The organism is Exiguobacterium sp. (genome assembly GCF_020832205.1).
GTDB lineage: Bacteria > Bacillota > Bacilli > Exiguobacteriales > Exiguobacteriaceae > Exiguobacterium.
Genome location: NZ_JAFIFD010000011.1, coordinates 1 through 18428, shown reverse-complemented (window position 1 = coordinate 18428; position 18428 = coordinate 1). Strand labels below are relative to the sequence as shown.

The following is an 18428-nucleotide window of genomic DNA, read 5'->3' as shown; positions in this document are numbered from 1 at the left end:
GCTTCACCGATTCGCCATATTATATGAAATATTCATTCAAAAAAGGCGCCCATCGAGATGGACGCCTTCCGTTCACTCCGGTGGCTTTTCTTTCAACGCATCGAACGGAGACCGTTTTTTCTTCCGGTATTTGATGTGGATCGTCGGCGACTCGTATTCGTCCGATGCCCGGATGTCCTTGCCCGAAACGCGCATGAACGACCAGGCGAGGAGCACCATGATGAAGATGAGCGGGAACCCGCCGACGATGCTCGCCGTCTGGAGCGTATCGAGTCCGCCGAGGAACATGAGCGTCAGCGGCATGATGCAGAGGGCGAACGCCCAGAACATCCGGTTCCAGACGAGCGGTTCGTCTTCGACGTGTTTTTGCGTGACCGACGCCAAGATGTACGACGACGAGTCAAACGTCGTCGCCAAAAAGATGATGGCGAGGAGCGTGAACACGGCGACGACGACTTTGCCGAACGGCAGCAATCCGATGATGGCGATGATCGTCGCCGGCGGCCCGTACGTGTCCATGTAGCCGATGACGTCGAACGCTCCGGTCAAGTGCATGTACAGCCCGAAGTTGCCGAGGATGCCGAAGAACAGGATGCAACCGAACGTGCCGTACACCATCGTCCCAATAATCATACCGCGAATCGTCCGGCCGCGCGAGATGCGGGCGACGAACAAGCCGACAAACGGCGCATAAACGAGCCACCACGCCCAGTAAAACACCGTCCACGCCTCGGGGAATCCTGTCTCGCTGAAATCGCCGAGGTTCCCGAACGGCTCCATCCATGTCGCCATAAGGAAGAAGTTGTCAAGCAGGACGCCGACCGCGTTGAACGTCGTCTCCATGATGAACCGGGTCGGCCCGAAGATGAACACGAAAGCGAGAATCGACAGTGACAGCCAAATGTTCAAGTCACTGAGCACTTTGATACCGCGCTTCAGCCCGACGTATGAGCTGACGGCGAAAACCATCGTACAGATGAGCATGATGACGGCCTGCATGCCGAGCGTGACCGGGATGCCGGTGATTTCGTTCACTCCTTCGGCGATCATCGGCGTCCCGAGGGCGAGCGTCGTCCCGGCCCCGCCGAGCAGCCCGAAGATGAACAGGATGTCGATCAGCTTCCCGACCGGCCCGTCCGCCCACTTGCCGATGACCGGGCGCACCGCCTCGCTCACTTTGAGCACCGACTTGCGCCGCACGTAAAAGAAGTAAGCGATCGGCAGCGCCGGCAGCGTGTAGATCGCCCAGGCGATTGGTCCCCAGTGGAACATGCCGTACGCCGTCGCCCATTGGATCGCCTCGGTCGACTCCGGCGTGACCCCGAACGGCGGGCCTTGGTAGTAATACACCCACTCGATGACCGACCAGTACAAAATGCTTGAGCCGATGCCGGCCGCGAACAACATCGCCGCCCACGAGAACGTGCTGAACTCCGGTTCCTCGTCCTCACGGCCGAGCTTGACGTGGCCGTTCTTGCTGAAAGCGACAAAAATCAAAAACCCGAACGCGCCGAGCCCCATCGCCAAGTACAACATGCCGAAGTTTTGGGTCATGAACGTGTTGGCGGCGCCGACCCACGCCTTCCCAGCCTCCGGGAACAAGACGAGCGGCAGCGTCACCGCGAGCAGCAAGCAAAAAGCACCGACAAACGTCGGCCAATCGATCAGTTTCGTTTTCAACATGACCCTCTCCGTTCTAAGGTTATTATTGTTTTCTTACCAACCTATTAGAAATTTGAAACAAAAAAAACCACGGTCACCGCCGTGGTCCTCCCGTTATTTCTTCTCAGCGAGCCAAGCCGCTACGGCCGTGATTTCTTCGTCATCTTGAATGACGTTCGCAGGCATCGTGCCTTTCCCGTTACGAATGATCTCTTCGATCTCACTCGCCGACAGACGTGCACCGACGTCCGTCAATGCCGGGCCGCTCATGCCTTCCAAGTTCGCGCCGTGACATGCCGCACAGTTTTGCGCGTACACGGCTTCCGCGTCGACCGACGCCGTGTTCGAGCCTGTATCCCCGTTGCTTGACGTGTCGTCCTCATCGCCACCGCCGCACGCGCCGAGCGTGAGCATGGCGCCGAGGCCGATGGCCATCATCCACTTCTTCATATAAGGTTCCCCTCCTAAGTTGTAGAAATAACCTACAATTACCATTATAGCCGTTCTGAACCGCTTTCTAACCTAAACTCATGAAAAGTACACAAAGATTCCACAACTTACGGGACGTTGATGTAGCGCTTGTCCGACGTAAACCCTTGTCCCATCACCTCGTGCGCTTCGCTGAAGACGAGGAACGCGTCAGGGTCGATGCGGCGGATGATCTCTTTCAACCGGCTCACCTCGTTTTGGCGGACGACGACGAGGAGCATCGGACGGTCGAGACGCGAATAGGCGCCGATCGCCTGGATCTCTGTCGCCCCGCGGTCGAGCTCGTCGAAGACGGCGCGCGTGATGACGTCCCGCTTCTCCGAGATGACGTACGCCATCTTGTCTTGCGTGAAGCCGAGCTGGACGAAATCGATCATCTTGATCGTGATGAACAAGGCGATGAGCGCATAGAGCCCGGTCGTGAACGAGAACGTGACCGCGGCGACGAGGACGACGGCCCCATCGAGGATGGCGATGCACAAGTAGAGCGGGATGTGCGTGAACTTATGTAAAATCTGGGCGAGCAAGTCCATCCCGCCGGTCGAGGCACGGCCACGGAAGATGAGGCCGAGCCCAACCCCGACGCCCACACCGCCGAAGACGGCCGCGAGCAGCGTATCGTTCACGGCGGCGCCGGCATCGATCAGTTCATAGAACAAGATGACGCCCGGCAAGAAGATCGAGCCGACGAGCGACTTGACGCCAAAACCGAGCCCGAGGATCATCCAGCCGATGAGGAGGAGCAACACGTTCGAAACGAGCTGGAACGCCCCCGGCGAGATGCCGAACAGTTCATACGTGATGATCGAAATCCCGCTCACGCCGCCGGAGGCGAGGTTGTTCGGGAGTAAAAACAAACTGAACGCCGAGGCGACGAACACGGATCCGGTCAATAAATAGATGTAGTCTTTGACGATTTGCTTCATTAAAGGTTTTCTCCTCTACATACAACGTGGCCCAAAGACATTCCGTCTTTGAGCCACATGCATCACATATTTGTCTTGCGGAGGTACGCGTCGATGAAGCCCATGATGTCGCCATCCATGACGCCGCCCGTGTTCCCGACTTCATAGCTCGTGCGGTGGTCTTTGACCATCGCGTACGGATGGAAGACGTACGAACGGATCTGGCTGCCCCAGCCGATGTCCGTCTTCTCACCGCGAATCTCGTCGAGCTTGCGTTGTTGCTCGTCGAGTTCACGCTGATACAGTTTTGCCTTGAGCATCTTCATCGCCGACTCGCGGTTTTTGATCTGCGAGCGCTCGGTCTGACACGAGACGACGACGCCCGTCGGCACGTGCGTGATCCGGACGGCCGAATCGGTCGTGTTGATGTGCTGACCGCCGGCGCCTGACGCGCGGTACGTGTCGACGCGGAGGTCTTCGGTCTTGATGTCGATCTCGATGTCGTCATCGAACTCCGGCATGACGTCGCACGAGACGAACGACGTATGACGGCGGCCTGATGAGTCAAACGGCGAGATGCGCACCAAGCGGTGGATCCCTTTCTCCGCCTTCAAGTAACCGTAGGCGTTATGACCGATGATTTGAAGCGTGACCGACTTGACGCCCGCCTCTTCACCCGGCAAGTAGTCGACGGTGACGACTTTCCAGCCTTGCTTGTCCGCGAAACGCTGATACATGCGAAGGAGCATCGACGCCCAGTCTTGCGACTCGGTGCCGCCCGCACCCGGATGCAGCTCGAGGATGGCGTTGTTGGCGTCGTATGGTCCGTTCAAAAGAATCTCGAGCTCGAACGCGTCGAAATCGGCTTTGAGCGCCGTGACCATCTCTGAAAGATCGTCTTGCATCTCGGCGTCCGGCTCTTCTTTGATGAGTTCGAGCGTCACTTCGCCGTCCTCATGTCCGTCAGCGAGTTCTTGATACTTGTCGACCATCGCTTTGAGCGCGTTCGACTCGTCAATGACTTTTTGCGCCTTCTCTTGGCTGTCCCAGAAGTCCGGGTAAGTCATCTCGTTCTCAAGCTCGGCGATGCGCGCCTGCTTCTCTGACAAGTTAAGCGATTGGCGATAATTCTCGAGACGTTTCGCCATCGCCTCAAGTTCGTTCCGAATATCTGAAATTTCCATAGTGTAAGTCACCTTTCCGTAGGAAAGAGGCGAGCGGGCTCGCCTCTTTAAAATTAAGCCTGTTGTTTGCCGTGACAGTTTTTGAACTTCTTGCCTGAACCACACCAGCACGGGTCGTTGCGCCCGAGCCGTTGGTCTTCAGAGCGACGGACCGGCTTTTTCTTCACCGGCGTGTCGTCCTTGCCAGACACCGCCACTTCCTCCTCGACGACTTTCTCGCGTCGGAGGTTGTCGCCGACTTCGGCGCGGAGCACGAAGCCGGTCACTTCTTCGGAGATGGCGACGTTCATCGCATCGAACATGTTGATCCCTTCCGACTGGTACTCGCGGAGCGGGTCGTTCTGACCGTAGGCGCGCAAGTGGATCCCTTGGCGGAGCTGGTCCATATGGTCGATGTGTGCCATCCAGTGCGAATCGACGGCACGAAGGACGATGATCTTCTCGAACTCGTTGAACCGTTCAGGCGGTGCGAGCCGACGTTTCGCCTCGTACTGCGCGTTCGCCCGCTCCAAGAGGATCTCGGTGATTTCTTCGCGCTCCTTACCGAAGAAGTCTTTCCCTTCGACCGGTTGTTCGAGCGCGAGCGTCTGGTTCGACCAGTGCGCGAGCTCGTCGATGTTCCATTCCTCAGGGACGAGCTCGAGCGGCGTATACTGTGCCACACCCGTCTGGACCGTCTCTTGGATCATCGCCCGGACGATGTCAGACACCGACTCATTCTCGAGGATGCTGGCCCGGTCTTTGTACATGACTTTCCGTTGGTCGGCCATGACGTTGTCGTAGCCGAGCAATTGTTTCCGGGCGTCGTAGTTGTTCCCTTCGACACGTTTCTGGGCCGACTCGACGGCTTTCGAGACCATGCGGCTCTCGATCGGCTGCGTGTCGTCCATGCCGAGGCGCTCCATCATGCTCTGGAGGCTGTCGGTGCCGAAGCGGCGCATGAGTTCATCTTCGAGTGACAAGTAGAACTGGGATTTACCTGGGTCCCCTTGACGACCGGCCCGTCCGCGGAGCTGGTTGTCGATCCGGCGCGACTCGTGGCGCTCGGTGCCGACGATGTACAATCCGCCGAGCTCGATGACGCCTTCGCCGAGCTTGATGTCGGTACCGCGTCCGGCCATGTTCGTCGCGATCGTGACCGCGCCTTTTTGACCGGCGTTCTCGACGATTTCGGCTTCACGGGCGTGATTTTTTGCATTCAACACTTCATGCTTGATTTTCTTCTTCGACAAGAGCTTGCTCAAGTACTCAGACGTCTCGACGGCGACCGTCCCGACGAGGACCGGCTGTCCTGTCGCGTGGGCTGCCGTGATTTCTTCGACGACCGCCTTGAACTTGCCTTCCATCGATTTGAAGATGAGGTCGGAGCTGTCGTCCCGGAGAATCGGTTTGTTCGTCGGGATCGTCACGACTTGCATGTTGTAGATGTTGCGGAACTCTTCTTCTTCCGTCTTCGCCGTACCGGTCATCCCGGCGAGCTTCTCATACATACGGAAGTAGTTCTGGTACGTGATCGTCGCGAGCGTCATCGACTCACGCTGAATCTCGACGCCTTCTTTCGCCTCGATCGCCTGGTGCAAGCCTTCCGAGTAGCGGCGTCCGTCCATGACCCGTCCCGTGAACTGGTCGATGATCATGACTTGGCCGTCACGGATCATGTAGTCGACGTCATGGTGCATGACGGCGTTCGCGCGGAGCGCGAGCCCGACGTGATGGTTGACCGAGACGTGCTCGATCGCGAACAAGTTGTCGATGCCGAAGAACTTCTCGGCGAGGTCGACCCCTTTGTCCGTCAAGAGCACCGATTTCGTCTTCACGTCGACCGTGTAGTCGTCTTCAATCTTGAGCGTCCGCACGAACGCATCGGCGCGCGTGTAGAGCTCAGTCGATTTTTGGGCCGATCCCGAGATGATGAGCGGGGTCCGCGCCTCATCGACGAGGATCGAGTCGACTTCATCGACAATCGTGAAGTAAAGCTCGCGCTGGACGCGGTCTTCCTTATAAAGGACCATGTTGTCACGCAAGTAGTCGAAGCCGAGCTCGTTGTTCGTCGAGTACGTGATGTCACAGTTGTACGCCGCCTGCTTCTCTTCGCGTCCCATGTTTGAGACGTTCAACCCGACCGAGAGGCCGAGCGCGAAGTAGAGCGGTTCCATCAGTTCTTTGTCACGCTTCGCCAAATATTCGTTGACCGTGACGACGTGGACGCCGCGGCCCGTGAGCGCGTTCAAATAGACAGGGAGCGTCGCGACGAGCGTCTTCCCTTCCCCTGTCTTCATCTCGGCGATGTCGCCGTTATGGAGCACGTAGCCCCCGATGAGCTGGACGCGGTAGTGCCGCATTCCGAGTACACGCTCTGACGCCTCGCGGCAGACCGCGAACGCTTCCGGGAGGATATCGTCGAGCGTCTCGCCTTTGGCGAGACGGCCGCGGAACTCTTCAGACTTCGCCTGCAACTGTTCGTCAGACAACGCCTTGATCGGTTCAGCGAACGACTCGACGAGGTCGGCCGCTTTCTCTGCTTTTTTCAATATACGTTTCTGTGGAGCAAATAAATCTTTCAAAAAGTTCGCCATACTCATATCTCCTCAGCATTCCTCTAAAATGCATGTTTTTTCCCTAATGTACAGTTTAACCGAAGTCCCCCTCGCTTTCAAGGAAAGGCAAAACGAAACGGCCTCCCGAGACGGGAGGCCGTGTGATTTTCAGCTTCAGATTATTCCGGTTCGATCAAGCCGTATTTGCCGTCTTTCCGACGGTAGACGACGTTCGTGTTGCCGGTCTCGGCGTCTGAGAAGACGAAGAAACTGTGACCGAGCATGTCCATTTGAAGGATCGCTTCTTCCGTATCCATTGGCTTGAGCGTGAAACGCTTCGTCCGCACGAGTTCGAGCTCAGACTCTTCCTCGTCGTACACCGGTACGTCCTCAGGGCCTTCGAGTGACTTGAAGTACTCGCCGATCCCACCTTCTTTGGCGCGTCCTTTACGGTTGAGCTTCGTTTTGTGTTTACGGATTTGACGTTCCAATTTGTCGACGACGAGGTCGATTGCCGCGTACATATCGAGGTTGGTTTCCTCAGCGCGAAGCAATAAGTTCGTCATCGGGATCGTCACTTCTACTTTTTGCTTTTCGTTGTACACTTTCAAGTTGACGTAAGCCGTCTGTGCATCCGTAGGAGTTGTGAAATACCGAGTCAATTTCTCCAGCTTTTTCTCGACATAGTCTTTGATGGCTGGTGTGACTTCAATGTTTTCGCCGCGAATGTTATAAATCATCTGAACTCCTCCTTAAAATAACCGCTTGAACCAAATGATTCGTCAATTTGGACCGAATCTCCTGCTTCATTTCTTAAAAAGAAAGCGGAAGCAAGTGGTTCATATATAGTATACCCCTAATCCGTTTACTTTGAAAACGTTATCATCAGAAAATAATGACAATTTTGTTCCGATGGTCACGCCTTCAAACGAATCGGTTGTATAAAAAGAAGTTACCCGTTATGGCCGTTTTTAAACTCGATTTTAAACAGAAAAACACTATGTAGAAAAAACAAAAAACCGACTTCACGAGGAAGTCGGTTCACGGTTTGAAATTATAATTTTACAACGTTAGCCGCTTGTGGGCCACGCTCGCCATCAACGATTTCAAACTCTACCTCTTGACCTTCGTCAAGTGATTTGTAGCCGTCAGTTTGGATTGCAGAGAAGTGTACGAAAACGTCTTTGCCGCCTTCTACTTCGATGAAACCAAAACCTTTTTCTGAGTTAAACCATTTTACTTTACCTACCATGTGTAAATCCATTCCTTTCACCATTGAAGAATACAGAGGCTTGCCCTCTATCGGTTATCTTACCACCTTCTGGGTGGCGTGACAAACACTTTCTCAATATTTTGCAAACGTTTTGCTTTTTGGCTTACATTGGAATTGTATTCCCCTACTTTTCATATCGGCTTATTGAATTTACATTTTTTGTGATATATCATGAAAGAGATGATTTAGGTTTGTGCCGTTTATTAAGTAGCCGATCCTGAAAATCCAATACGAGGAGGATGGTGCAGCGTATGCGCCCCTACTATTCCGAGGAAAAATATCGCATCACGAAGCGAACCGTGGCGATCCTGCCTTGCTTTGACATGATGAAGCAGTCGCGGATCATTCTCGAGGATGGCACCGAAATCACGACCCCGCTCCGACCGTACCAGTTGCTGCAGCTCTCTTGCCGCCAGTACAACAGCTCGATTGAGGAACGGATCTTCGTCGCCAAGCGCGTCGCCGGCGTGAAAGGGAAAGTGCCCGTCGTCATCGAACCATCGACCGGGCTCGTCTTCTTCCCGACGAAATCGCCGAAACGCGACGACTGCGAATGGTACGCCTGGTCTCACGTCCGTGAGATCATCAGCATCGAAGGGAATCCGAACGGGATCATCGTCACGACTGACGACCATCGGATCCAGACGAACGCGACCGCGTACGTCCTGAAGAATCAATTGAAAGCGACGGGTGAACTCGTCGCCCGGTTCCAACAACTGAACTTGAGCCCTATGCTCGAATCTTGACCCGCCTTCCGTCGTCCGACGGGAGGTTTTTTTCTTGTCTGATTTGCTTCACTTTTTGAAAAAGAGGTCGATATATTGGTCGAGGTGACAACTATGCAAATCCAAGCCCATCCGGCCGCCCTCATCGCGGCGAGCGCCGGTATCCAGACGAACCGTGTCTATAAGGCCGAGCTCGTCAAACAGACCGGCCCCGACACGGCGATCGTGAAGATCAACGGGGAAGAAATGGAACTCACGTTCAAAGACGGCATGCCGAAGACGAACCCGTTTCACGTGACGCTCGCCGATCAGGACGGCACGCTCCTCGCGACGGTCGTCCCGCCGAAAGAGGAAGCGGAAACCGCGGCCCCGCCGGCAAAGCTCGACACGAAGATCCAGACGCTGCTCGCCGCGCTCCCGCCTGAAGTGCGGAGCGCCGTCAGCCGCCTTCTCCAGACGGGGCGTCTGCCGATGAACGAGGACACGGTCCGCCTGCTCGAGACGGCGATGAAAGGCGACATGCGTGACACGATTCTTCTATTGAAGACGCTCGACACGCCAGACGTCGCACCCGACACGTTGAGAGGGCTCGCCGCCTCGACGCTCGTCGAGGCAAGGCATCAACTGAAAGCCCCACCACCGGACGCGCCGTATCCGCAAAAAGAACGCTACGTCGAGCTCGTCAACTTGACGCGGCCGGCCAGCGAACGCGTCACCCCGACGCCCGCGACAATCGACCGCATCATCCGTGACGTGCCGGCGCCGATCACGCGGCCCGAGCCGCGTGAGACGCTCCCGCTCTCGTCCGGACGGCAAGTCGCCGTCAAAGAAGTGACGACACATCTCGCCACCGTGACGAACACGTTCCGAAACGAACAGGCGACCGTGACGAAACAGCTCGGCCAAGTCGCCGCCCTCGTCGAACAAAACCCGCACGTGGCCCGGCCCGCGCTCGAGACGGTGTCGACGCGCCTGACGCAACTCATCCAGAAGACGGATGCGCTGTTACATACGGACGCGACGCAAGAGAAAGCGCTCGTCTCGATGACGGCGAAACTCGACGTCGCGCTCGGTCTGCTTTCGACGAAGCCCGCCGAGAGCGCCGCCTTGATCAAAGAAGTACGCGCGGCGTTAAACGAGTTCCGCTACGTGCCGAACCACGTCCGCATCGAATACATCCCGCACGGGACGACGCGCGCCGGCGAGATCGCGAAAGTGCCGCCGTTCAAGGTCGACCCGAACTTATCCGGCCGCGTCATCCAAGAGACGGCGCAGCGCGTCCAGGTCCAGGCGTCGAGCCTGTCCGTCAAGGCCGATGCGGCGAACCCGGAAGCGGCCCGGCTCGCCTCGTTCTTCCAAGTCCAACAGACGCTCAATCGTCTCGACGGCGGCCAGTTGCACCAGCTCCTGCTCGCCTTGCCGGCGAAAGTGCAGGAAGTCGACACCGGCATCCACGTCCACATCCAAAACCGGGAAGCGGGCGACGTCGTCGATTGGGAGAACAGCGTCCTCTACATCCGGCTCGAGACGCCCCGGCTCGGCGAGATCGCCGTCAAACTCGAAGCGATCGACCGCAACTTGCGTCTGACGCTCGAACATGACGACCCGAAAGTCGAGGCGCTCGCCCGGCCTCTCCTCGGGAAGATCGAGACGACTTTGGAAGCAATCGGCTATAAGAGCGTGACGACGCAGTTCCGTCCGCTGACGAAGACCGAGAAAGTCGAAGCCGAGCCGGTGAACACGCCGACGACCGGTTACGACTTTAGAATTTAGGAGGCCGACATGTACCAACGCATGGATTTGACGAAACGGAAGACGGCCGCCGTCGTCCGCTACGACGAGACGACGGACCGGGCCCCGGTCATCGTCGCTCGCGGGACTGGCGCCGTCGCCGACAAGATCTTAGATGAGGCGAGAGCACGCGGCGTCGCCATCGAGCATGACCATTCGCTCCTTGGCCACCTGCTCGACCTCGACCTCGGCGACGCCATCCCGCCGGAGCTATACGACGTCATGGCCGAAGTATTGTTGTTGATCGAAGAACTTGATTCCATTAAAGGAGAACAAGGATGAACCCGAACCGACTATATGAGATGAGCGCAGAAGAGCTGACGCAAGCGATGCTCCACGCCCTCACATACCACTATGAACACGCGCTCACGGCGACGATCGCCGAGCGCAACCGCCACCTTAGACAGGCGCGCGAACTGCTCGTGAAACTGCACCAAGGCTTGAACGACAACGGCGGCATCATCTCGGCCCAACTCGACGAACTGTATCTCTATATGGCGAAGTCGAGCCTCGAGGCGTTGATCGAGCAAGACTTATCGAAGATCGAGGAGCTGCACGCCCTCGCCACTGACCTGGACCAGACGTGGGGCGAGGCGATGCAACGCGCCAAACTCACACCGCAACCGATCGGAGGGAACCGTTATGAAAATTACCAATAACGTGCAGGCGCTGAAGGCGTACACGTCGCTGTCGATGAACCAGGCGACGATGAAAAAGACGATGGACCGGCTCTCAAGCGGTGTCCGCATCAACAAGGCGTCCGACGACGCGGCCGGCCTCGCCATCTCTGAGAAGATGCGGATGCGCCTCGACTCGCTGTCGATGGCCGAGCGCAACACGCTCGACGGCATCTCGCTCACGCAGACGCTCGAAGGCGGCATGAACGAGACGCACTCGCTCTTGCAGCGGATGCGCGAGCTATCGGTGCAAGCATCGAACGGGACACTGAGCGGTGACGATGCGAAAGCGATTCAAGAAGAGATCACTGCGCTCACCGAAGAAGTAACACGTATCGCCGAGACGACCGAGTTCAACTCGAAGAAGATCATGAACGGCGAATATACGCAAGGCGCGAAAGAGCTGTTCTTCCAAGTCGGTGCCGGCAGCGGTGAGGGCGTCATCTTGAACGTCGCCGACATGCGCGCAGAAGCGTTAGGCATCGACGGGATCGACGTGTTGACGCCAACTGGTGCCGGTGACGCTATCGCCAAGTTCGATGCCGCCATCAACGCCGTCTCGATCGAGCGCTCGAAGCTCGGTGCCATCCAGAACCGGCTCGAGGCGAACGTCGGTGTCGTCTCGATCGGCTCCGAGAACTTGACCGCGTCCGAGTCACGCATCCGCGACGCCGACATGGCCCGCGAGATGATGGACTTCGCCCGCCTCAACATCTTGAACCAGTCCGGGATGGCGATGATTGCCCAGTCGAACGCGTTGCCGCAAGGCGTGTTACAATTATTGAACTAATCATAGAAAGGACGAGACCTCATGGACATTCGTCGCATCATGGAGACGCAGTCGCTCCTCGGCGCCGGCAAGGTGAAAAAGCCTGACGTCGAGCCCGGCGTCTCGTTCCAAAACGTCATCGGCCAGAAACGGGAGGACCGCGAGCATGAGCGCTTCCAACGCCAAATCGCGGCCATCCACGAACAAGGCGAGCTCCTCGCCGAGAGCCAGACGGTCGAATCGCTCGCCGAATACAAGCAGTTAATCAAAGACTTTATGAAAGACGCCGTTGACGCGGCGCTCCGCCTCGAAGACAAGCGCGGTTTCAACCGCCGGGGCCGGGCGAAAATCTACAAGATCGTCGAACAGGTCGACCAGAAGCTACTCGCCCTGACGGACCAGGTCATCTCGGGCGAGGCTTCTCGCCTGTCGCTCCTCGACCAAGTCGGTGAGATCCGCGGATTGCTCGTCAACGTGTACGTGTGAGGTGACGTATGGCTGAACATTTGTTTTCAAAAAAAGTGAAGTGCCCGTATTGTTTGAAAGAGAGCACGACGCCGCGCATCTTGTCGCGCCACATCCGGCCGCAAGAAGTCGCGAAAGACGGTTATACGACGTATGACGGCGAGAACCCGTACTTGTACGAGCCCGCCGTCTGTAGCCACTGCCACCTCGTCTTCCACGACTCGTTCGACAAAGTCCGGAAGAACAACCGCGAGGCGCTCGAGACGCATTATTTGTCACGGATCAACCCGGAGACGCTCGAAGGTGATCGTACGCCTGAGCACGTCATCCAACTGTATAAGTTCGCCGTCATGACGGCACAGCTGAGCGGACAAAAGCCGTCCGTCGTCGCCATGCTCGGGATGCGTCTCGTCTGGATGTATCGCTTGATCGGCAATGAGACGGCCGAACGCGAATGGATGCAACGGACGCTCGACAAGTACAACGAAGTACAGGAAGTGTATACGGACCAAGTCCGGACGGGCCTACCGTACGATCAATTGATGCTGCGGATCGCGGACCTTTCGGCCGCGCTCGGCTTGTACGAGGATGCCCGTCGTTGGTACGGCATCTTACTCGGCAGCAAGGAAGTATCGGAACGGATTCGCAATCAAGCCCGGGACCATTGGGAAGATTTTCGGATGGAGCATGCGTGAGACGGACAGGAGACTGTTCGTCTTTTCTTATTTTCGGGTATGGGAGAAAGAGTCTACATAAGGAGGAAATGACATGTTCGAACAACGTTATCTCACCGAAGTACGCACTATCTCCCAAGAACAGAAACAACTCGCCGAAAGCGCGCTCCGTCAAGTGAGCGATGAGGACCTGCACCGCACGCTCGCACCGGACACGCTCTCGCTCGCTGTCATCGTCCAACACATCTCGAACAATATGAAATCAAGATGGACCGACTTCTTGACGACGGACGGCGAGAAACCGGAGCGCAACCGCGACGCCGAGTTCGAGGACCAACAGCAGTCGCGCGAATCACTCATGGCGACGTGGGACGAACGATGGCAGCTGTTAGACGATGTACTCGCGAGCCTGACACCGGAAGACCTCGGCGAGACCGTCTTTATCCGCGGCGAGGAGAAGAGCGTCATCTGGGCGATTGAGAAGCAAGTGTCGCACTACAGCTATCACGTCGGCCAAATCGTCTACCTCGCCAAGTTGTTCGCCGGTGAGAACTGGAACGTGTTGACGATCCCGTTGCCGCATCAACGCTGACGACCGTGACACGCCTCGTCTTTCTCGCGTTCCTCATCGTCTCGACCGGCCTACCATCGTTCAGCTTTGACGGCTACTCGCTCGTCCGAAACACGACGAGCCACCTCGGCGCCCAAGGCTCACCTTTCGCGTGGGTCATGAACGTCACGTTCATTGCGCTCGGTGTCACGGCCGTCCTCGTCTCGTGGAAGACACGCGTGACGTATCATCAAGTGCTCGGGACGTGCTTCGGGGTCAGCCTGGTGTTGACGGGTGTCTTTCACCACGCCCCGCTCGTCGACGGCATACCGGTGAACCTGTCCCACGACCAGCTGCATTCTGTCTTCGCGAGCACGACCGGCCTGTTCTTCACGCTCCTCGCAACCGGGCACGGCTTTATGAACGCCGGCCGCCACCGTGTCGTCGGTTTTTATGTTGGCCGGGCTCGCAATCGCCCTCTCGCTCGGTATGTTCGACGCGCCGGACTATATGGGGCTGTTGCAGCGGATCATGTTCACTTGCTCGTTTTGGTGGCTGTTCTTTTATATGAAGCCGGACGAGAACTTGCAGCGACGGGTGAAGTGAAATTCAGACAAAAAAGCGTCAAGGTCGTGTGTGGACCTTGACGCTTTCCAATCTATCCTCTTGATTTCAAATCCTCTTCTTCATACGGATCGGGCCCTTCCTCGACCGGCGCATCGTCCTCGACATACGCCTCGAGTTTCGGGTCGCGCTCGACGTATTCATCGTACGCTCCTTCTGGACCGTAGACGAAGTAACGACGTTTCTTGGTTGACTCAGGCTTCACTTTTTTCTCACTCATCTCGTTTCCCTCCTCATTCCAGAAAAGAAGCAACGGGTATAGTGGTATTTACCCGATTTTACCCGATAACAGACGTTTTTGCATCCGTCCGAAAATCGTTGAAACTTCTGAGCGCCCCATTCCGTAAAGTAGACCACTACATAAGCGGAAGGATAATTTGATGGATCTATTCAAAAAAGGATTGAAGCGCGGGATACTTTTCTTAGCAGCATCAGGCGTGCTCGCCTTGTACAACGTGCTAACAGGTGATGCGGAAAGCGTCCGCCTCGTCTTGACATACGGCGGCATCGGCTTCTTCCTCGGCGTGACGAGTGTCATCTACGAAGTGAGGGCGTGGTCGTTCCCGAAACAGATTTTCATCCATTGGGCCGTCATGCACGTGACGATTTTACCGCTCGTCGTCTTGTCCGGGCTCGTCCCCTTCAACTCCGTTCAGGATATGGGTCGTGCTTACGTGAACTTTACTACCAGCGGATTGATGTTGTTTACGATCACGTATGTGATTTCACGAGTCCGACGCCAACTGAAGACTTTTTGAACGACAAACAGCTCGAAGGCGCGCCTTCGAGCTGTTTTACGTCTGTTGGTCGAATAGTCCGGAGAAGTTCGAGTCGACGTCTTCGTACGGGTCGACGTACGTCTTGACGGCTTTTCGTTCTTGCCGGGCCGTCCCGAGCGTCATGCCGAGCCGTTGATGTTCGGCCTCGATCAAGCGGGCGATCTTTTGACTGTCGTCGACGAGCTGACGGATGACGGTCTGGTCGGCCGCTTGTAGATCCGGTCCGTGTGCGGCGAGCAGTTGTTCGCGGTCGTCCAAGAGCTCATGGATCTGGTCCATCCACGTGTCGTACGTCGGCTCTTCCGGCACTTGGGCGAGCAGATCCTTCAGCCGTTGCGTTTTGAGAATGATCTCGTCGATTGGTCTCATGCTTGTTTCGCGAGTTTCATCGCTTCCTTCCACGTGTCGCGGAGCTCGGTCGTGAAGTCGAGCACTTCGTCGAGAATCGTCGTGTCGTTCTTGACGTTCGCATCGACGAGACGGCGCCACAAGTATTCGTAGAGTGAATCCAAATTCGCCGAGATGGCGACGTCTTTATTTAAAGTGAGACGCAACTCCTGGAAAATCGCTTGCGTCTTTTGGATGTTCGTGTTTTTCAAATCAGGATTCCCTTGCTCAAGCGCGAGTTTGGCGAGGCGCGTGAACTTGAGCGCCCCGTCATACAACATAAGCGTGAGTTCCTGTGGGTTCGCGGTCGTGACCGCACTGTTTTGATATGCTGCATATGGGTTGGCTACCATTTAAATTCCTCCTCTTACATGCCTCCAGCCATAAATTGCTGGAGATACCCCGCCTGCGAGTTCGCTTGGTTCATTGCCTTTTCCATCGCTGCGAAGCGACGGTAATAGGCGTTTTCTTTGTTGACGAGTAAATCGTTCAAACGTTGAATCCGCGTATCGATTTGTGCCATTTCACGGCCCATCGAATACGTCGGGGCACCAGAACCGTCTGTTCCGGCGATACGGGTGATTGATGAACGTGCGCTGGTCGCTGCATCACGAATTTTTAAAAGCAAACCACTCTGGGAGTTAGTAAAGAGTTGATACACCTGCTCAGGGTCTTTCTCGATAGCTGCCTTGAGCTTTTCTTCGTTCAATTCAATTTTTCCACCGTTTGTAAAATCCGCTCCAGTCGAGAGACCAATTTGGAACAGTTGTTTCATTTCGATATCGTTTGTCGCAGCAGTCGTGCTTGACCATTTACCTCGTAACGTATCCATCGCACTGCGAACAATCGTGTCGCCACGCAACATCCCGCTCATCGCTTTCTCTTCCCACTTCTTAATCTCATCATCAGATAGTTCATCTCGTTGAGCTTTTGTGAGTGGAGCGAACGAACGAAACTTATCTTCACGGACCTTCTTGTTCATTAAGTCGATTGTTTCATTATATTTGTCGACGAAACCTTTAATGTTCTCGAATATTTTTTGCGTGTCGGTGGCAGCGGAGAGTGTGACGGCTCCTTCTGCTACAGTAAACTGTGATTTAAGTGTGACGGTCATATTATCAATCGTGACAGTATTTGAACTTTGTGTCATCGAGATGCCGTTCACCATGAAGCTAGCGTCCACACCTTTTTGAGGAAGCGTTGCCGGAGCTATCTGAAAAGCAGCTTTTGTGGTGGCATCAAATTCAATGATTGATTTTTCACCAGTCTGTTTCTGTGTAAGTGACAGTTTTCCAGAAATCGGTTCGAAGAAAGCAGAAATTCCTGAGTCTTTTCCGTTTAAGGCAGTGACCAGGTTTTCCATCGTAGCGCCTTCTGACACTTTGATCGTTTTGAAATCCCCACCCTCGACAGAGCGGATTTGGATTTGGTAGCCAGATGTATAAGTGGCCGTCGTGCCTGTCGGGACATCCGAACCGTCGTTCATCGTAACTTTCCCGGTCGCCTCGTCGTAAGTGTAGCTATTCACGTCAATCGGATTGTTCGTCGCATCTTTTAATGCAACGGTTTCTCCTGTTCTAGGTTTCGGGGAGAGCGTCCATTCTTTTGTAGCCGTACTCAATTTGATTTCTTGTGTCGCAGATTGTAAATTCATATCTGCCACTTTTGTCGTTTTTGTCACTTTAACTCCGTTTTTATCAACTGGTTCCACGATTTGAGTGGCCGCGGTCGCAAGCTGGCTGACTGATTCGATGCGAATCGCTGTATTCCCGCTTGACGGTCCAGCTACGACTGAGACGCGCGATTCATCGGATGAACTAGACTTCTTCGCATAAAAGTTACGGCTGAATATGAGATCGACCGCACTATTACGAAGTGTCATGAGCGAGCGGTTGATTTCACGGTAGGCATCGCGTTTCCACTCAGTTATTTGTTTCTTTTGTTCGAGCTTGTCGACCGGTACCCGTTCGACTTGCATTAATTGCTTAATAATTGTATCAGTATCGATGCCACTGGCGAGTCCGCCAAAACGGATGGGTGATGTCATAGTTAGCCTCCTTTAAACGCGTTCATCGAACAATTGATTGAATTCCATGAACGCCGCGAAGAAGTCGAGTGACTTCTTACTTGGAATCTCGCGGATGACGTCGTTGTTCGTATCCACGATTTGAATATAGTAATCGTTTAATTTTTCGTGTTTCATAAATTTAAGCCCGGTACGTTGTTGATCTAATACAAGATTCGCCTTCGCGACGGCCGTTTCTAACTTTGTCACGTGTTGAGGCGTCGGAAGAATGACAATACCTTCATCAGCGAGACGAGCATGATTCGCCTCGACGAACACGTTTTTCGTTTGTTCATACGGCAGTACAGAAGAAGGTAGGTGAAGCCGGACTTCAGAAATGGTCGGGTTCATAAGCTTCTGCTCCTCTTATAGTTGTTCTCACGTACTATATCGGTGCGACGACTCACTATTTTCAGTTTTTATACGAATGAACACTTATTTACGAGTTAAAACTTAGATTTAAATTCTTGGACGTTACTTCTCTATGCGATAAGCCATACATAAAAAATAAACATCTTTTTTCTGTGAACCTTGTTCTTTTTTTACATTGCCGCTCAGACTAGCTATAAGATATATCGAGAATCGAAGAATAGACCAATCTAGTATAGAAGAGAGAGGAAGATGAAGTGGAATGAACTGACTGTATTCGAAAAAAGTTTACTATTAGGAATATTATTGGGAGATGGAACAATCGCTCGAACGAAGTGCAAAATGATTCCTAAGTAGGGACTTTGTATTTTGCAATACAAATGTGCACAATAATGCAACGAAAAGTACAGAACTTTGCCAGCTAGGTTTTAGTGTTTCGACAACGCATGCGTGACACGATAACTGTCACCTGTGAAATTTAATATGTGAGCGTGATGGATGAC

At 54.8% G+C, this 18428-nt stretch carries 22 protein-coding genes; 10 read left to right on the top strand and 12 right to left on the bottom strand.

Annotated features, from left to right (window positions below):
* Nucleotides 1-72 precede the first annotated feature (72 nt).
* From JJU47_RS02075 to cspD, 7 genes are all read right to left on the bottom strand, one after another.
* A complete protein-coding gene (locus JJU47_RS02075) occupies nt 73-1683 on the bottom strand; it encodes a BCCT family transporter (protein ID WP_483298113.1) in 1611 nt (536 codons plus the stop codon).
* Nucleotides 1684-1776: 93 nt separating this feature from the next.
* Nucleotides 1777-2112 (bottom strand): cytochrome c551, encoded by a 336-nt coding sequence (cccB, locus tag JJU47_RS02070; RefSeq protein ID WP_228615886.1) that lies wholly within the window; start codon nt 2110-2112, stop codon nt 1777-1779.
* 107 nt (nt 2113-2219) lie between these two features.
* Nucleotides 2220-3077, bottom strand: a complete 858-nt coding sequence (locus tag JJU47_RS02065) for a YitT family protein (RefSeq protein ID WP_228615885.1) — start codon at nt 3075-3077, stop codon at nt 2220-2222.
* A gap of 62 nt (nt 3078-3139) precedes the next feature.
* Nucleotides 3140-4240 carry a peptide chain release factor 2 gene (gene prfB / locus JJU47_RS02060; RefSeq protein WP_024370452.1) on the bottom strand — a complete coding sequence of 367 codons (1101 nt, stop codon included), beginning with the start codon at nt 4238-4240 and terminating at the stop codon, nt 3140-3142.
* A 53-nt stretch (nt 4241-4293) separates the two neighbouring features.
* Nucleotides 4294-6816 carry a preprotein translocase subunit SecA gene (gene secA, locus JJU47_RS02055; RefSeq protein ID WP_228615884.1) on the bottom strand — a complete coding sequence of 841 codons (2523 nt, stop codon included), beginning with the start codon at nt 6814-6816 and terminating at the stop codon, nt 4294-4296.
* 140 nt (nt 6817-6956) lie between these two features.
* Nucleotides 6957-7517, bottom strand: a complete 561-nt coding sequence (gene hpf / locus JJU47_RS02050; RefSeq protein WP_228615883.1) for a ribosome hibernation-promoting factor, HPF/YfiA family — start codon at nt 7515-7517, stop codon at nt 6957-6959.
* Nucleotides 7518-7831: 314 nt separating this feature from the next.
* Entirely contained in the window at nt 7832-8029 is a 198-nt protein-coding gene (gene cspD / locus JJU47_RS02045) for a cold-shock protein CspD (RefSeq protein ID WP_024370455.1), read from the bottom strand.
* 272 nt (nt 8030-8301) lie between these two features.
* Here cspD and JJU47_RS02040 point away from each other — a divergent pair, with 272 nt between their 5' ends.
* From JJU47_RS02040 to JJU47_RS02000, 9 genes are all read left to right on the top strand, one after another.
* A complete protein-coding gene (locus JJU47_RS02040) occupies nt 8302-8796 on the top strand; it encodes a competence protein ComK (RefSeq protein ID WP_228615882.1) in 495 nt (164 codons plus the stop codon).
* A 93-nt stretch (nt 8797-8889) separates the two neighbouring features.
* Nucleotides 8890-10548: a hypothetical protein gene (locus tag JJU47_RS02035; protein ID WP_228615881.1), complete on the top strand. Its 1659-nt coding sequence runs from the start codon at nt 8890-8892 to the stop codon at nt 10546-10548.
* 9 nt (nt 10549-10557) lie between these two features.
* Nucleotides 10558-10848, top strand: a complete 291-nt coding sequence (locus JJU47_RS02030) for an EscU/YscU/HrcU family type III secretion system export apparatus switch protein (RefSeq protein WP_228615880.1) — start codon at nt 10558-10560, stop codon at nt 10846-10848.
* Nucleotides 10845-11225: a flagellar protein FliS gene (locus JJU47_RS02025; protein ID WP_228615879.1), complete on the top strand. Its 381-nt coding sequence runs from the start codon at nt 10845-10847 to the stop codon at nt 11223-11225. Before JJU47_RS02030 ends, JJU47_RS02025 begins: the two co-directional genes overlap by 4 nt.
* Nucleotides 11209-12033, top strand: coding sequence for a flagellin N-terminal helical domain-containing protein (locus JJU47_RS02020; protein ID WP_228615878.1), 825 nt, complete (start codon nt 11209-11211; stop codon nt 12031-12033). The genes JJU47_RS02025 and JJU47_RS02020 overlap by 17 nt, the downstream gene beginning before the upstream one ends.
* A gap of 21 nt (nt 12034-12054) precedes the next feature.
* Nucleotides 12055-12498 carry a YaaR family protein gene (locus tag JJU47_RS02015; RefSeq protein WP_228615877.1) on the top strand — a complete coding sequence of 148 codons (444 nt, stop codon included), beginning with the start codon at nt 12055-12057 and terminating at the stop codon, nt 12496-12498.
* Nucleotides 12499-12506: 8 nt separating this feature from the next.
* On the top strand, nt 12507-13172 hold the full coding sequence (locus tag JJU47_RS02010) for a DUF2225 domain-containing protein (protein ID WP_228615876.1): 666 nt from the start codon (nt 12507-12509) through the stop codon (nt 13170-13172).
* A 73-nt stretch (nt 13173-13245) separates the two neighbouring features.
* Nucleotides 13246-13743, top strand: a complete 498-nt coding sequence (locus JJU47_RS02005; RefSeq protein WP_228615875.1) for a DUF1572 family protein — start codon at nt 13246-13248, stop codon at nt 13741-13743.
* Nucleotides 13744-13748: 5 nt separating this feature from the next.
* The gene (locus JJU47_RS02000; RefSeq protein WP_228615874.1) at nt 13749-14348 is read left to right on the top strand and encodes a DUF998 domain-containing protein; all 600 of its coding nucleotides are present in this window, start codon (nt 13749-13751) and stop codon (nt 14346-14348) included.
* Between the two features lie 11 nt (nt 14349-14359).
* Here JJU47_RS02000 and JJU47_RS01995 read toward each other — a convergent pair whose 3' ends face one another.
* Complete coding sequence (locus tag JJU47_RS01995) at nt 14360-14545, bottom strand: hypothetical protein (protein ID WP_228615873.1); 186 nt, start codon at nt 14543-14545, stop codon at nt 14360-14362.
* A 160-nt stretch (nt 14546-14705) separates the two neighbouring features.
* Here JJU47_RS01995 and JJU47_RS01990 point away from each other — a divergent pair, with 160 nt between their 5' ends.
* Nucleotides 14706-15083, top strand: coding sequence for a DUF3021 family protein (locus JJU47_RS01990; RefSeq protein ID WP_228615872.1), 378 nt, complete (start codon nt 14706-14708; stop codon nt 15081-15083).
* A 36-nt stretch (nt 15084-15119) separates the two neighbouring features.
* Here JJU47_RS01990 and JJU47_RS01985 read toward each other — a convergent pair whose 3' ends face one another.
* The 4 genes from JJU47_RS01985 to JJU47_RS01970 are packed head-to-tail and all read right to left on the bottom strand — an operon-like array spanning nt 15120 to nt 17907.
* A complete protein-coding gene (locus JJU47_RS01985; protein ID WP_029334565.1) occupies nt 15120-15473 on the bottom strand; it encodes a flagellar protein FliT in 354 nt (117 codons plus the stop codon).
* Complete coding sequence (fliS, locus tag JJU47_RS01980) at nt 15470-15844, bottom strand: flagellar export chaperone FliS (RefSeq protein WP_228615871.1); 375 nt, start codon at nt 15842-15844, stop codon at nt 15470-15472. The genes JJU47_RS01985 and fliS overlap by 4 nt, the downstream gene beginning before the upstream one ends.
* A gap of 14 nt (nt 15845-15858) precedes the next feature.
* Nucleotides 15859-17538 carry a flagellar filament capping protein FliD gene (fliD, locus tag JJU47_RS01975; RefSeq protein WP_228615870.1) on the bottom strand — a complete coding sequence of 560 codons (1680 nt, stop codon included), beginning with the start codon at nt 17536-17538 and terminating at the stop codon, nt 15859-15861.
* A gap of 12 nt (nt 17539-17550) precedes the next feature.
* Entirely contained in the window at nt 17551-17907 is a 357-nt protein-coding gene (locus JJU47_RS01970) for a flagellar protein FlaG (protein ID WP_228615869.1), read from the bottom strand.
* Nucleotides 17908-18428: the final 521 nt, after the last annotated feature.